The organism is Achromobacter sp. 10T422, from assembly GCF_056394065.1.
The window spans coordinates 1-15,945 of sequence record NZ_JBFTHD010000010.1 but is presented as its reverse complement, the minus strand read 5'-3'; the positions used below and the strand labels follow the sequence as shown (position 1 = coordinate 15,945).

Below are 15,945 nucleotides of genomic sequence, written 5' to 3'. Positions count from 1 at the left end.
CCTGGTGGCAATAAGGTCAATGCGGAGCAAATGCAGGGCAAATGCAGACCTGATGATCAGAGCTGCACATCCGCGTTTTTGACCAGGCCGCCCCACTTGGCGCGGTCGGCCTTCAGGAATGCGGCGAATTCCTCGGGTGTGCTGCCCACCGGTTCAATGCCGTCACGCTGAAAACGTTCGCGTATTTCGGGGTCGGCCAAGGCTTGCGCGGTGGCCTGTTGCAAGGCTTTCACGGCCTCGGGCGGAATGCCCGGGCCCGCGCACAGTCCGGTCCACGGTGTGGGGTTGAAGTCCTTCAAGCCGGCTTCGTCGGTGGTCGGCAGATTCGGCAAGCCCGGCAGGCGATGGCTATTCGCGACCGCCAGCGCTTTCAACGAACCCGATTGGATGTACGACAGCGAGCTGACTGCCTGGTCGAACATCAGCGATACGCGCCCGCTGTTCAAGTCGACCATGGCCTGGCCCGCGCCTTTGTACGGCACGTGCACGATGTCGATCTTGGCGTTGGCGCGCAGCATTTCGCCCGCCAGGTGCGCGGTGGTGCCGTTGCCGGACGACGCGTAGTTGACCTTGCCGGGGTTCTCGCGCGCGTACTCCAAGAATTCACTGACCGTCGACACCGGCAGATCCTTGCTGACCAGCATCAGATAAGGCGTGTTGCCAATCTGCGTGACGGGGGTGATGGTATCGACGTCAAACGGCATGCGTTGCGGCAGGAACGGTTGGATGGACAACGTGCCCGTCGTACACATGAACACTGTGTGCCCGTCGGCGGCCGCCTTGATGGCCGCGTCCGCCGCGATGTTGCCTGCTGCGCCGGGGCGGTTCTCGACCACGACCGACTGCTTCAACACCGCTTCCAGCTTGGGCGCCAGCAAGCGCGCGATGATGTCGTTGGAGCCGCCCGGCGCAAAGCCGACGATCAAGCGCACGGGCTTGTTCGGGTAATCCGCGGCGTGCGCCAGCGGCGCGCACGCAATCAACGCAACGGCAACGGCAACGGTTTGGGTGATGCCCCGCTTCAGAACGTGTTTTTTAATCATGATTTTCCCCTTGTGATTTTTTAAAGTGCGGCAGGTCAGGCCAACTGCGCCCGTGCCTGCGCGATACGACGGCAACCTTCCTCCAGCACGGCGTCGCTGGCGGCAAATGAAATTCGGAAATGGGTGTCCACGCCATAGGCCGAGCCTTGCAGCACCGCCAGGTTCTGCGCGTTCAGCAGATGCAGCACCCATTGCTCGCTGTTTTGCAATTTGCTGCCATCGGGCAAGGTCGCGCCGAACAGGTCCGAACACTGCGGGAAGACGTAGAACGCGCCTTCCGGGCTGGCGCACTGGATGCCGTCAATGGCGTTCAAGGCCTGCACGATCTGATCGCGCCGCGCCTGAAAGCGTTCGCGGCTTTGCGCCACGAAGTCTTGCGGACCGGTCAAGGCCGCCAACGCGGCCGCCTGGCTCACCGAACTAGGGTTGGACGTGCTTTGCGATTGCAGCTTCGTCATCGCCTTGATCAACGCCACCGGCGCGCCGGCATAACCGATACGCCATCCGGTCATGGCGTAGGCCTTCGACACGCCATTCAACGTCAGCGTGCGGTCCTTCAGGTCGGGCGCCACTTGCGCCAGCGTGTAGAACACGCGGCCGTCGTACAGCAGGTGTTCGTAGATGTCGTCGGTCAAGATCCAGACGTGCGGGTGCTTGCGCAAGACATCCGCCAGCGCTTGCAGGTCGGCCTTCGTGAAATTGGCGCCGCTGGGATTGTTCGGGCCATTCAGAATCAGCCACCGCGTGCGAGGCGTGATGGCACGTTCGAGCTCTTCCGCCTGCAAACGGAATCCGTTTTCCGAGCGCGTGTTGACGATCACGGGCGTGCCGTTGGCCAGCAAGGTGATGTCGGGATAGGACACCCAGTACGGCGCCGGCACGATCACTTCGTCGCCGGTATCGACGGTAGCCATGATGGCGTTGAAAATGATCTGCTTGGCCCCGGTGCTGACGATGATTTCATCCAGGCCATAGTCCAGCCCGTTGTCGCGGGCGAACTTGGCGCGGATGGCTTCGCGTAACACCGCGGTGCCGCCCACATCGGTGTAGCGCGTTTGACCGTCGTTCATGGCGCGATAAGCGGCATCCCGGATATGTGCGGGCGTATCAAAATCCGGTTCACCCGACGTCAGGCTCACGATGTCCCTGCCCTGCGCGCGCAGCATGCGGGCATGCTGGCCCGCCATTGAACTGGGAGAAGGCTTGATACGCTGAAGTCTTGCGGCGGTTTGCATGGGTGATCCAGGAGTCTATTGAACAGTGGATCGATTATGGATACGATCGGTTTCCAAGGGGTAGCGAGTAATCGGCATACCCCGTCATTCCAGATTGGCATGGGCTTCCAGGTCATCACGGAACCCAGGCCATCCGTCGCAATGAATCCAACCTTCAAACAACTCGAGGCGTTCTATCACAGCGCCAAGCTGGGCAGCCTGAGCGCCGCCGCAACGACGTTGCACGCGACGCAATCCGCCATCTCCAAGCGCGTAAGCGACCTTGAAGCCGAATTGGGCAAGCGCCTGCTCCACCGCGGCGTAACGGGCATTGTGCTGACCCCCGATGGCGAACGCATTTTTCCCATGGCCGAAGAGGCGCTGCGCCTGCGCTTGCGCATGGCAGAAGCCGCGGGCGGCGCGGCGCCGCTGGAAGGCAGGGTCCGTATTGGCGTGACCGAACTGACGGCGCTCAGCTGGCTGGGGCTGTTGATCAGCACCGTGGTCAAGGAAAGCCCCGGCTTGACCTTGGAGCCCAGCGTGGCGCCCGGCCTGCAACTGATCGACCAACTGCGTCAACATGAGCTGGACCTGGCGATTGTGCCAGGCACGTACTGGGGCGAAGAGTTTCAACTGGTGCCGGTAGGCGTCGTTGAAAACGTCTGGATGGCCAGCCCTGCGCTGGGCGTGCCGCAAGGCGCCTTGAAGCCGGCGGATTTCGCGCTTTACCCCTTTCTGGAACAGTCCCACGATTCCAGCAAGAGCCTGTTTTACCGGCCCTGGCTGGAAGAACACGGCTTTCGGTTCAACCGCGTCTTCGCCAGCAACAGCCTGGCAGTGCTGGGGGAATTGACCATCGACGGCTTCGGGATCAGCCAGCTATGCCCGGCGTATTTCCGGCCGGAGCTGGATGCGGGCCTGCTGAGAATTGTGCACAGCGTTCCCATGCCCCCGCCGATGGTCTACAACGCCGTTTTCCACCAAGGCACGCTGGACGGCCGCAACGAATACATCGCCCGGCGCGCCGCCGAAGTCTGCGACTTTTCCCGCCGCCGCAACGTGCCGGCCAGTGGCGTTGCCGTTACTTAGCAGCGCAGCCCATGCTCAGTCCGCCTACCCCGACCGTCCGATCCGGCTGATACACGCCTGCCCACGTGGCTTTCTGCGCGGGACTGGCGCTTATCGCGGCGCCAGCGCTGACAACGCCGCAGCCACATCCGTAAGCACCGGCCCCCACTGCCCCGGGGCGGGTTGGCGAAATAGCCGCATCGACGGATACCACGGCGAGTCGTTGCGGCCCAGCAGCCAGCGCCAGTCAGGCGCAAACGGCAGCAGGACCCAGACCGGGCAGCCCAGCGCGCCGGCCAGATGCGCGGGAGATGAATCCACCGACACCAGCACATCAAGCAGCGTGATGAGCGCGGCGGTGTCGTCGAAGCTGCCGAGGTCATGGCCCAGCGACAGCATCGTCATGCCCGCCGGCGGCGTGGCGGCTGGGTCGGCGGCGGCGCCCTTTTGCAGCCCGATGAAGCTCACGCCCGCTTGCGCGAGGGGCGCCAGATCGGCCAGCGCCAACGACCGCTGCGCGTCGTTCGGATGGCTGGGCCGCCCCGCCCACACCAGCCCGACCCACGGCCGCGGCAGGTGCGCCAGACGTTTGCGCCATTGCTCGACGCGCTGCGGATCGGCGTGCAGGTACGACGTGCGAACCGGCAAGTCGCCCAGTCGCAACCCCAGCGCCATCGGCAGGCTCATCAGTTCGCAATGGACGTCGAACGGCGGCGGTATCGTGCCGGCACGAATGATCTGGTCAAAACCGCCGCTGCGTTCGGCCAAGGCGTGGCAGTCGGCATTGACGTCGAGAATGATGCGCGCCCCGCTGCGCTCGCGCGCCCACGCTACCAGCCGCAAGAACTGAAAGGTGTCGCCGAACCCTTGCTCGTCATGGATCAGCAAGGTCTGGCCCGCGATGGGTTGCCCTTCCCAACGCGGTTTCTGCACATGGCGCGCCTGCATCGCGGTATGCGCCATCCGGTAACGGAAACGGTATTCCCGCCACCCCGCATCGAAGTCGCCTTGCAGCAGCAACAGCTCGGCCAGGTCGAAGCGCAGGCTCGTATCACTGGGCGTATCGCGCACCGCGCGTTCCAGGAGCTTGCGCGCCTCGTCAACGTGGCCCTGTGTACGAAGCGCATGCGCCTGCACACTTACCGCGTGGGCAGTGGCCGCCGTGGCGCTCACTTCTCCCGCCCCAGCCGCACCCTTGGCGGCGCGTGCTTGTTCAATGCGTGCCAGGTTCTGGTGAGCAAGCGGGGTCAAAGGGTCGATGGCGATGGCGCGGCGGATTGCGGACAGGGCCTCGTCATGACGGCCTTGGTTGCTCAAGGCAAGTGATTGATTACACAGCGTTTGCGCGTGATCGGGGTTCAACGCCAGCGCGCGCCCATAGTGCAAAAGCGCCTGTGCGGTATCGCCCAGCAGCAGGCAGGTGTTGCCCAGGTTGTTATGCGTTTCCGGGCTGTCGGGCAACAACACCGCCACGCGCTGCAAGCATTCCAGGCTGGCGGCCAGTTGCCCCGCCTCTTGCAGGATGATGCCCAGGTTGTTCCAGCCTTCGGCCAGTTGGGGTTCCAATGCCACCGCACGCCGGGCCGCGCTTTCCGCGTCGCCCAGCCAGCCCTTCTGGCGGCACATTTCCGCCAGATTGCTGTGGTACATGGCGGGCGCAAGCGGCGACCGGCACGCGGCGCGAAGGTGCTCGATCGCCATGTCTTGGTGTCCGTAGGCATGCGCTATCAGGCCCAGCAGATGACGCGCGCCGGGCTGATCGGGCACGGTCTCCAGCACCCGCAGGCAAAGCTGTTCGGCATGCGCGGCCTGGCCGGCGTGCCAATGCGCGTAGGCCTGGGTCAACGCGGTTGAGACGGTCAGCGCAGGAGTGGCGGGAGAATGGTTGTTGCCCAAGCGATCCGTTCCACGAAGGGTATGCAAACGTCAGAAAGCAGACATTATCCTCGCAGCTGGCCTGTGGCGGACATCACTCCACCCCGATTCGCCGCGCCCCTTTCCTGAACAAGGCTTGCGCGTCGTCGGTCAGGTGAAATGCCGCCAGGAAATCGCCGACGCGGTAGGCGGGATGCGACTTGCGGATCAACGCCAGAAAGCCGCGCGCCTCGTCCACTCGGTCCGCAATGGCCAGGCAATAGGCGGCAATCGCCAGGATGTGGACATGGGCGTTAGGACGCATCGCCGCCTTGACCGCCCAGTCGGCGGCTTCCTCGATCCGCCCCAACCGGACCAGCGCCAATGCGCGCACGGCCAGCATGCCGAACATCAAGGGGTCGAAGGGGCTCAGATGGCGTGAATGGTCGGCCGAACCGATCGCGGCCTGCGCATCGCCTGACTGGCAATGGACGAACCCCAACGTGTAGTGGCCCAGCGCAAAATTCGGGCTGAGGTCCACGGCGCGCTGCAATTCCGCCAGCGACGATTCCTGGTTGCCGCGTAGCCACAGTGCCCGCCCCATCGCCCAATGCGCCGCGGGGTCCCGGTCGTCGGCCGCCAGGCTCTGGCTCGCGGCTTGTTGCGCCAGGTCCATCGACGGTTTCTGTTCGCCCCACCGCTGGAACGCGTCCTGCCAATGCGTGAACGACAGACCCGCGTACGCCCGCGAATAGGTGGGGTCCAACCGCACCGCCATCTCGAAGAAGTGCCGTGCCTGCAAATTGTCCGCTTGGTTAAAGCGATACATGTGCCACAGGCCGCGATGATGGGCCGACCACGCGTCCAACGAATTCGGTGGCGTGAGAATGGCCCGGTTGCGTTCGGTAGATTCAATCTCGATGTCGATCGACGCGACAATCCGGTTGCCGATTTCATCCAGCGCCACGAAGGCGTCATCGATCGCGTGGTCGAAGGTTTCCGCCCACACGATGCGCGCGGTGCGCGACTCAACCAGGGCCACGTCCACGATGATCCGCTTGGCGTGCCGGCGCAACGAACCGCTGACCACGAAGTCCACATTCAGCGTGCGGCCGGCCTCCTCTGGGCCCACGCTGCGCTGGTCCAGCGCGAAGACGGTTCCCTGCGCAATGATGAACAGGCTGCGCAGCTTCGCCAGCCGGGTGATGATGTCGTAAGCCAAGCCGTCCCCCAGCCCGCCCCGCACCCCGCTGCGCGCCGACGCGTCCGTGAATGGCATGACCGCAATCGACGCACGCCCGGTCCGCTCCCTGCCCCCTTCCGATGGCGCGCCAAGCGCTGCCTCTCCGGTCCTTGCCCCCGCTTCAGGCGGATCGGCCGGCGCCTGCCGCAGTTGCCGCCACGCATCCCGCAAGGGATGCCAATCCAGCCCCTCGTCTTCAAACGCGCGAATCGCGGCGGCCAGGTGCTCATCGCCTTCGCGAAATTGCCCGCGGTCGTTCAGTGATTGCAGCATCAATGCGTGCGCACGCCGGTCGAAGGGCGCCAGCCGCAACCACTGGTCCAGGCAGCCATAGCGTGCTTCGGAACCGGCCGGCAACGTCGCGGCCAGGTGTTCCATAATCGCCGTCTGGCAGGCTCTGAACCGGCGCCGTTGCGCCACCAGCCAACTGTCAAACATGGGACAGGATTTGAGTTGCAGGCCGTCCAGAAAATCGCCTGCGAACAACGCGGCGAGCGCTTGCAACCGCTCGCCGCCTACGCTGCTGATGCCCTGCTGCATTGCCTGTTCAACCTCGACAGCATCGACCTGGCAATCGTGCAGGTCGAGGCTCAGCGTCTCTTGGAAGGCTTGGACACGGCGCAGGCCCGGCCCGTCTAGCAACGCTCGCGCCTTGCTGAGACACCAGCGAAGTTCACCGCGCGGGTCATTCGGAATGTCCCAAAGCAACTCGCACAGATGCGCGCGCGAGACCGCGTGCGGGGCAAGCGCAAGATACGCGATCAGCGCACGTAACTTGCGTGACGGCGGCAATGCCACGGTGGCGCCCGCCCGGCTGATCGTCATGGCCCCCAGCATTCGAATACGAATGGCGCCAGCCTCTTCGGGCAAACCCGAATTCCCGGCTGCGGCAGATTCCACGCCCGCTACCACGCTCGCCTCCACGCGCCTGACTTACGGTTGAGGTCGGGTCGCAGGAAGTGCGGAAACCCTTCCGTCCCTGCCTGTGCATCCACGCCGCGCCGGCAATGCCCGCCAGCGCATTTCCCCCGTCTTAATGGAGACAGACCATGTCCATTTCCGCCACCGCAGCCCCTCAAGCGCAGACTCCCGCGCCGCCCGACCTTGCCGCCCTGAAGGCCCGCCAGCAAGCCACCTGGTCGTCCGGCGACTACGCCGTTGTCGGCACCACGCTTCAGATCGTCGGCGAACAACTCTGCGAATCGCTTGATGTCCGCGCCGGGCAAAAAGTCCTTGATGTCGCAGCGGGTAACGGCAACGCCTCGCTGGCCGCCGCACGTCGGTGGTGCGAGGTCGTCGCCACCGACTATGTCCCCGCATTGCTCAGCCGCGCCCGCGAGCGCGCCGCCGCCGAACGGCTGAAAATCGAATTCCAGGAGGCCGATGCCGAAGCCCTGCCCTTTGCGCCAGCCAGCTTTGACGCCGTCATGTCCACCTTCGGCGTGATGTTCACGGCCGACCAGGACAAGGCAGCCGCCGAACTCATCCGCGTGTGCCGCGCAGGCGGCAAGATCGGCATGGCCAATTGGACGCCGGAAGGCTTCATCGGCCAGATCTTCAAGACCATTGGAAAATATTTGCCTCCGCCGGCCGGGGCAAAATCGCCCGCGCTGTGGGGTACCCGGGCGCGCATCGACGAGATGTTCGGCGCGCACGCTTCGGCAATCCAGGCGGAACCGCGCCATTTCGTCTTCCGTTACCGCTCGCCAGCGCATTGGCTGCAAGTGTTCAAAACCTATTACGGGCCGCTTCTCAAGGCGTTTTCCGCGCTGGACCCTGCCGGGCAAGCGGCTCTGGAAAGCGATCTCATAGCGCAGATAGACCGGTTCAATCGCTCTGGCGACGCCGGTATGGTGGTGCCCAGTGAATACCTGGAAATCGTGATCACCCGCCGGTGATCGGGATGCAATCCCGGCGCCGTCACTGCCAGGGAAATCCGGGTAGGCAGCAAGCGGTAGATGGTCCATGGCGCGACGCCTCCACGCCCCTCCGCGCGGCAAGCGGAGCGAGCAATGCGAAGCAGTGACATGCAAAACTGGCGCGCGGGCTAAGCACCCAGCGCCAGGCCGGGACTGATCCTCAGCCTGAAATCATACGCCTGGGCTGCGGGAAGCGGCCAGGGGGAGTTTTGCCCTTCGTTTATGCTGTCAGACTGCAATTTCTGGAGTCAATGAATGCTTTGCATGAAGTGCGGATCGGGCTGCGAGCGCGAAGATCGTTATTGCGGCCAGTGCGGCGCCTCGCTTGCACGCCAGTTTGGCCGCAGCGAAGAAACCGACAAGGCGCAGTCCACGCCTTATCTCACCCGGGTGGACATCAAGCCCTTTGTCATCCGAGGGCGCCAGGTCAAGGTCGACTGGCTATATTGGCCGAGCCTTGCCGCCTGCTTGCTGGCGGTGCTGGGTTTCATCAACGCGTGGGGGCAAGGCTCGGGGTATTTCTGGTTTGCGCTGCTGTTTGTCTTTGGCCTGGTCTTCAAACCGGCCAACGACCTGCGCCGCGTGCGCTTTGGCCGTGTGTGGCGCAGCACCTGCCTGGAAGCCAATGAGTCAGGTGACGTGTTCATCACGCAGCTTGGCGGCGATTGCCCGATTTGCGGCGGGGAATTAGGCTTGCGCACGGTGCGCGGCGGACCCCGGCATTACACCGACAACCCCGTCTACACCGTCGTGCGCTGCGCGGATCAGTATGACCATTACTGGCGCTTTGATCCGCTGGCCATCCACCCGCTGCGCAACGACGCGCCGCCACGTGAATGACGGCAACCTGACCCGGCTGGCCTCGGCAATCAGCTCTTGGCTTGCCGCGCCAGCTTTTGCTTGCTGCGGTCTGCGGCTTCCTGGGCCAGGTTCTTGATGTAGCCCTCGTAGGTTTCACCGTGCGTCGCCTTGCGCACTTCTTCACCGACCTGGCACGCCCACTTCTCGCCGCCGATGATCAGCGCCGATTGCGTGATCAGGTCGGCATACGACGACCGCAACACAAAGGCGATGCTCTTCTCGTAATTGCCCCCCTCGCGTTCAAGCTTGGTGGCGATCTGCCAATTCGACACGGCATTGATCAGCACCGCGTTCAGGTGGTCGAAGTGCGCACGGTAGAAGGTATTGCGCGGCAGCCGTATCAGCGCTTCAAAGAAACCGTGGTTGATGTCGTCATCAGGAACGTCCTTGTCGCGGTCGATCAGGTCGTCCCACAAGTGCGYGATGCGGCACACCATGTCGACGTAGTCCGCCGCAGCCGCGTTCCCCTTGAACCAGGTCAGCAGCTGTTCACGCTCGAAAAAATGCTTGGGCATGGGATGAATTCAAATAGCAGCGATCCGGCCCGCTGGGCCGGATCGCGTGGGGGGAAAGGGCAGGCTTATTGATCGACGATCAGTTTACCCTTGGTCAGCAAGTCGTTGATGACCTGCGCGCTGGACAGCGCCCCGTTGTTGGTCAAGTCCACGTTCTCCAGCACGATCTTCTGGTTCACGTTGTGCTGCAAATCGCCGTTGGTGCTGACGTTGATCACCGTATCGTTGCCCTGCTTCTTGAACTCCAGGAACTGCGACAAGGTGCCCGTGTGCTCGCCCTGCAAGAGATCACGCAAGTCCAGCACGTCGCCCTGATTGGCGATGGTGGCGTTGGAGAAGTCCTTGATGCGGTCAACGGCAGGCGCTGCCGACGTACCCTGGTCGTTGAGTTCCCACTTGAAGGTATCGCTACCGGAACCGCCCACCAGGATGTCGTTACCCTTGCCGCCGACCAGGACGTCGTTGCCCGTGCCGCCGTAAAGAATGTCGTTGCCCTCGCCGCCGTTCAGGTAGTCATTGCCACCCTGGCCGTAGAGGATGTCGTCACCCTTGCCGCCATACAGGAAGTCGTCGCCGCCGCGCGTGTCGTTGGCTTTATCGAATTCAGCATGGTTCTGCTGCAAGTACGAGAACAGATCCGCCGTGGTCGGCGCCACGCCGCCCTTCTGCGCCGTCAGGTAATCCACCAGCCCCTGCCAGCCCTGGCCGTCGTGCGTGCCTTGAGCGTGGCCGGCCCATGACAGGTGATCCGTGTTGATGGTGTCACCGAACATGATGTCGTTGCCGTCGCCACCGTGAATCGTGTCGCTGCCCACCGCGGCCAGCTCCGTCGACGAATGGCCGCCTTGCAGCGCCGCATTCAGTTCGTTGGCGTTGTTGACGATCTGCGGCTGGCCCACCGTGCCGGTCACGTACTGCGTAGAGGTGCTGCAACCGCTGCTCACCTCGACCCCTTGCGAACCGGTGCCGGTGGCATTGGTGTTGTCAAAGAAGCGCAGGTAGTCGCTATTGACGCCCGCACCCATGCCAATACCGTACATGACCACCTTGTTGCCGCCCACCAGCACGCCAGAGCCGTCCACCAGCGGCTTGGCCGCGTCGATGGAACTCTGCAGCACTTCCTTCATGTTGCCCGACTGGCCATTGCTGCCATAGCGGGTGGGATCGCCATCCGTCAGGAAGAAGGTCAGGTTCTGATAGTTGTGCGCTGCGTCCTTGCCGCCGTTCACCTGCGAGTTGAACCAGCTGACCGCCTTGTTGAAGGCGTCTTCGTAGTTCGTATTCCCGCTGGCGCTCAGGGCGTCGATGGCGTCAAGCAGTTGCTTGACGTTGGATGCGCTCAGGTTGTTGATCGTGACACCCGTCTTGGCCGTGTCCGCGAACGGAATCAGGCGCACGTTGACAATGCCGTCGTGCTGGGCCAACTGGTTGGCCAGCGACGTCAACGACGCCTTCAGCAAGTCGATACGCGTCATGTTGGTGTTGCCGATCTTGTCCTTCATGCTGCCGGACACGTCGACAATCAACGAGATGTTGTAGTTCTTGCCGGGCTCCACCGCCGTCACGGAACCGCCGCGGTCGCCAACGATGATGTCGTTGCCACCACCGCCGTTCAAATCCGTGTTGCCGTTGTTGTTGCCCAAGACCAGCTTGTCGGTCGACAACGTGAACGTGTGCTCGGCCGAGGTGTCCTTGCCGCCGTGTTCCGTGCCGCCCGCATCACGCACCGAGAAGCCAAACGACGAATCGCCGCCATTGCTGCCCGCCGTGAAGACAAGCTTGCCCGACTGGATATCCGCCACGGTGATGACCTGGCCGGCGGTAACCGGCTGGCCGTTGAACGTCAGCGTGCCCTCGCCTGCGCCCGGCGTGCGGGTGATGACGACGCTTTGGAAGCTGTCGTTCTCGACGCCGTCGTTGAACGGGAAGTCGCCAACCTTCAACACGTAGCTGCTGCTGATGTTGACGTGCGCCGATGCATCGCCCGAGACCGGGGCGTCGTTCGTGCCAACGATGGTGACCGTGACCGGGCTGGACGCGGTGCCGTCTTGCGACGCCACACTGAAGCTTTCCGACAGCGTTTGGCCGGCCTTCAGGTTTTGCACGGCGGCCAGCGCGTTGTTCAGCTGGTACGTCCAGTTGCCGTTCGCGTCCACCGTGAACGTGCCATACAGACCCGGCACGCCGGACTGCGCCTGCATGAAGCTCTGGTTGGCGTCAGGGTCAGACACGGTCAGCTTGCCGCTGGCGAAGACGGCAGAGTCTTCGTACACGGTGTCGGCGCCCGATCCAGTGATCGTCGCCGCGTCGTTCTTGCCCATGACGGTGACCGTCAGCAAGGCCTGGCTGGTGCCGCCCTCGCCATCGGACACGGTGTACCAGACCGAGGTCTGGCCAGACTGGCCTTCCGGCAGGGACTGGAAGTCAGCGCCCGGGTCGAAGGAATACGTGCCATCGGCGTAGATGATGAACGTGCCGCCTTGCAGGCCGGCAACCGCCTGGCCCACCTTGTTCCCATCGCCGCCCACCGCCGACACGTGCAGCGCGTCGCCGTCCGGGTCCACGTCGTTGGCCAGCACGCCCTTGGTCACATCGGTGACCTGGATGGACGTGTCTTCGTCCGTATTGGCCTGATCATTCACGGCTTCAGGCGCCGGGTTGGTGATGTTCCACTTGAACGTTTGCTCGGTCGATGCGCCCGCCGAGTCCGTCGCCGTCACAGTGATCGTATGCACGCCGGTGCCGCCAAACTGGGACGCCGAATGGTCGATCTTGCCGCTGATGACGCCGGTTTCCGGCTCGATGCTCAGCCCCGCCGGCAGGCCGGTGGCGGTGAACGTCAGCTTGTCGCCCGTCGCCAGGTCGGCGTCGTTGAAGTGGCTCGACACATCCACGCTGACGACCGTTTGCGAATCTTCGCCGTTCTGGTTGGCGATTGCGGTGGACGTGGGACCCGTGTTGGTGCCCGTGACCGTCACCGTCAACGTGGCCGACGACGTGCCGCCCTCACCGTCCGACACGGTGTAGGTAATCGACGTCGTCGCCGTCGCGCCGTTCGCCAAATTCTGGAAGGCGCTGCCGGGGTTGAACGAGTAGGAGCCGTCAGCGTTCAGCGTGAACGTGCCGCCGTTGGAACCGGCGATGGCCGTGCCGACATTTGCCGCGTTGCCGTTGACTTGCGAGACCGTCAGCGTGTCGCCGTCCGGGTCGGTGTCGTTGACCAGCACGCCATGGTCGGCGTCAACCGACAGGGTGGCGCTTTGCTTGGTATTGCCTTCGTCATCAAGCGCCGTCGGAGCCGGGTTCTTGACGTCCCACGAGAAGTCTTGCGTAACCGAGGCGCCAGCCTTGTCGGTCGCGGTGATGGTGACGGTGTAGACACCGTCCGTACCGCCTTGCGACGCCGAACGGTCCAGCGTGCCGGTGATGATGCCGGTAGCCGGGTCGATGGTCAGGCCGGGCGGCAGGCCGGTTGCCGAGTAGGTCAGCACGTCGCCGGTGTCGACATCCGTGAACTGGCCGGAGATGTCGACCGGGGTGATGGCCTGGCCGTCGTTGCTGTTCTGGTCGTCGAGCGTCACGCCCGGGGTCAGCGTGGGGGTGTCGTTCGTGCCGGTGATCGTGACCGTCAGGGTCGCGGTCGACGTGCCGCCTTCGCCGTCGGAGACGGTGTAGGTGATGGACGACGTCGCGGTTTGATCAACGCCCAGCGAGTTGAATGTCGAACCCGGGTTGAACGTGTAGGAGCCGTCGGCGTTCAGCGTGAACGTGCCGCCGTTGGAACCCGTAATGGCCGTGCCGACATTCGCGGCGTTGCCGTTGACTTGCGAGACGGTCAGCGTGTCGCCGTCCGGATCGGTGTCGTTGGTCAATACGCCATTAGCGGCGTCAACGTTCAGCGAAGCACCCTGCTCCGTATCGCCTTCGTCGTTGACCGCGGTCGGTGCCGGGTTCTTCACGTCCCACGAGAAGTCTTGCGTAACCGAAGCGCCAGCCTTGTCGGTCGCGGTGATGGTGACGGTGTAGACGCCGTCGGTACCACCTTGCGACGCCGAGCGGTCCAGCGTGCCGGTGATGATGCCGGTAGCCGGGTCGATCGTCAGGCCGGGCGGCAGGCCCGTGGCGGAGTACGTCAGCACGTCGCCGGTGTCCACGTCAGTGAACTGGCCGGAGATGTCGACCGGGGTGATGGCCTGGCCGTCGTTGCTGTTCTGGTCGTCGAGCGTCACGCCCGGGGTCAGCGTCGGCGTGTCGTTCGTGCCGGTGATCGTGACGGTCAGCGTTGCCGTCGAGGTGCCGCCTTCACCGTCGGAAACGGTGTAGGTGATCGAAGATGTTGCAGTTTGATCAAGGCCCAGCGAGTTGAACGCGGAACCCGGGTTGAACGTATAGGAGCCGTCAGCGTTCAACGTGAACGTGCCGCCGTTGGAGCCGACGATAGCCGTGCCGACGTTGGCAGCGTTGCCGTTCACTTGCGAGACGGTCAGCGTGTCGCCGTCCGGATCGGTGTCGTTGGTCAACACGCCATTGGCTGCGTCAACGTTCAGCGATGCACCTTGGTCGGTATCGCCTTCGTCATTGACGGCAGTCGGTGCCGGGTTCTTCACGTCCCACGAGAAGTCTTGCGTGACCGAGGCGCCAGCCTTGTCGGTCGCGGTGATGGTGACGGTGTAGACGCCGTCCGTACCACCTTGCGAGGCCGAGCGGTCCAGCGTGCCGGTAATGATGCCAGTGGCAGGATCAATCGACAGGCCGGGCGGCAGGCCCGTTGCCGAGTACGTCAGCACATCGCCGGTGTCGACATCCGTGAATTGCCCGGAGATGTCGACCGGGGTGATGGCTTGGCCGTCGTTGCTGTTTTGATCGTCGAGCGTCACGCCCGGGGTCAGCGTCGGGGTGTCGTTCGTGCCGGTGATCGTGACCGTCAGGGTCGCGGTCGACGTGCCGCCTTCACCGTCGGAAACGGTGTAGGTGATCGACGACGTTGCGGTTTGATCAACGCCCAGCGAGTTAAACGTCGAACCCGGGTTGAACGTGTAGGAACCGTCAGCGTTCAGCGTGAACGTGCCGCCGTTGGAGCCGGTGATGGCCGTGCCGACATTCGCGGCGTTGCCGTTCACTTGCGAGACCGTCAGATTGTCGCCGTCAGGATCGGTGTCGTTCGTGAGTACGCCGTTGGCGGCGTCAACGTTCAGCGATGCACCTTGATCGGTATCGCCTTCGTCATTGACGGCAGTCGGTGCCGGGTTCTTCACGTCCCACGAGAAGTCTTGCGTGACCGAGGCGCCAGCCTTGTCGGTCGCGGTGATGGTGACGGTGTACACGCCGTCAGTACCGCCTTGCGAGGCCGAGCGGTCCAGCGTGCCGGTGATGATGCCGGTAGCCGGGTCGATGGTCAGGCCCGGCGGCAGGCCGGTTGCCGAGTAGGTCAGCACATCGCCGGTGTCGACATCCGTGAATTGACCAGAGATATCGACCGGGGTGATGGCTTGGCCGTCGTTGCTGTTTTGATCGTCGAGCGTCACGCCCGGGGTCAGCGTCGGGGTGTCGTTGGTGCCGGTGATCGTGACCGTCAGGGTCGCGGTCGACGTGCCGCCTTCACCGTCGGAAACGGTGTAGGTGATCGACGACGTTGCAGTTTGATCAACGCCCAGCGAGTTGAACGCGGAACCCGGGTTGAACGTGTAGGAGCCGTCGGCGTTCAACGTGAACGTGCCGCCGTTGGAACCGGTGATGGCGGTGCCGACGTTGGCCGCATTGCCGTTCACTTGCGAGACCGTCAGCGTGTCGCCGTCCGGATCGGTGTCGTTGGTCAGTACGCCGTTCGCGGCGTCAACCGACAACGATGCGCCCTGCTCCGTATCGCCTTCGTCGTTGACAGCGGTCGGTGCCGGGTTCTTGACGTCCCACGAGAAGTCTTGCGTGACCGAAGCACCGCTCTTGTCGGTAGCCGTAATCGTGACGGAGTAGACACCATCCGTACCGCCTTGCGACGCCGAGCGGTCCAGCGTGCCGGTGATGATGYCGGTGACAGGGTCGATGGTCAGGCCGGGCGGCAGGCCCGTTGCCGAGTACGTCAGCACATCGCCGGTGTCGACATCCGTGAATTGACCAGAGATGTCGACCGGGGTGATGGCTTGGCCGTCGTTGCTGTTTTGATCGTCGAGCGTCACGCCCGGGGTCAGCGTCGGGGTGTCGTTCGTGCCGGTGATCGTGACCGTCAGGGTC

Annotated in this window: 9 protein-coding genes; 3 read left to right on the top strand and 6 right to left on the bottom strand. The window is 63.8% G+C overall.

The window, feature by feature from the left end:
- Positions 1-56: 56 nt before the first annotated feature.
- Positions 57-1,043, bottom strand: a complete 987-nt coding sequence (locus AC1DB0_RS25215) for a Bug family tripartite tricarboxylate transporter substrate binding protein (protein ID WP_476758193.1) — start codon at positions 1,041-1,043, stop codon at positions 57-59.
- A gap of 35 nt (positions 1,044-1,078) precedes the next feature.
- On the bottom strand, positions 1,079-2,278 hold the full coding sequence (locus AC1DB0_RS25210) for a pyridoxal phosphate-dependent aminotransferase (protein WP_476758192.1): 1,200 nt from the start codon (positions 2,276-2,278) through the stop codon (positions 1,079-1,081).
- 141 nt (positions 2,279-2,419) lie between these two features.
- On the opposite strand from AC1DB0_RS25210, the gene AC1DB0_RS25205 reads away from it, so the two are divergent.
- Positions 2,420-3,346 carry a LysR family transcriptional regulator gene (locus AC1DB0_RS25205; protein ID WP_054428052.1) on the top strand — a complete coding sequence of 309 codons (927 nt, stop codon included), beginning with the start codon at positions 2,420-2,422 and terminating at the stop codon, positions 3,344-3,346.
- A 90-nt stretch (positions 3,347-3,436) separates the two neighbouring features.
- Here AC1DB0_RS25205 and AC1DB0_RS25200 read toward each other — a convergent pair whose 3' ends face one another.
- Positions 3,437-5,221: a tetratricopeptide repeat protein gene (locus tag AC1DB0_RS25200; RefSeq protein WP_476758770.1), complete on the bottom strand. Its 1,785-nt coding sequence runs from the start codon at positions 5,219-5,221 to the stop codon at positions 3,437-3,439.
- A 73-nt stretch (positions 5,222-5,294) separates the two neighbouring features.
- On the bottom strand, positions 5,295-7,322 hold the full coding sequence (locus AC1DB0_RS25195) for a tetratricopeptide repeat protein (RefSeq protein WP_476758190.1): 2,028 nt from the start codon (positions 7,320-7,322) through the stop codon (positions 5,295-5,297).
- A 149-nt stretch (positions 7,323-7,471) separates the two neighbouring features.
- Here AC1DB0_RS25195 and AC1DB0_RS25190 point away from each other — a divergent pair, with 149 nt between their 5' ends.
- Complete coding sequence (locus tag AC1DB0_RS25190) at positions 7,472-8,320, top strand: class I SAM-dependent methyltransferase (protein ID WP_054428054.1); 849 nt, start codon at positions 7,472-7,474, stop codon at positions 8,318-8,320.
- 276 nt (positions 8,321-8,596) lie between these two features.
- On the top strand, positions 8,597-9,181 hold the full coding sequence (locus AC1DB0_RS25185) for a hypothetical protein (protein ID WP_175168497.1): 585 nt from the start codon (positions 8,597-8,599) through the stop codon (positions 9,179-9,181).
- Between the two features lie 29 nt (positions 9,182-9,210).
- On the opposite strand, the gene AC1DB0_RS25180 is transcribed toward AC1DB0_RS25185, so the two are convergent.
- Both AC1DB0_RS25180 and AC1DB0_RS25175 read right to left on the bottom strand, forming a co-directional pair.
- Positions 9,211-9,717 (bottom strand): hypothetical protein, encoded by a 507-nt coding sequence (locus AC1DB0_RS25180; RefSeq protein ID WP_476758769.1) that lies wholly within the window; start codon positions 9,715-9,717, stop codon positions 9,211-9,213.
- A gap of 65 nt (positions 9,718-9,782) precedes the next feature.
- Positions 9,783-15,945, bottom strand: a 6,163-nt coding sequence (locus AC1DB0_RS25175) for an Ig-like domain-containing protein (RefSeq protein WP_476758768.1), incomplete at its 5' end; no start/stop codon positions are given.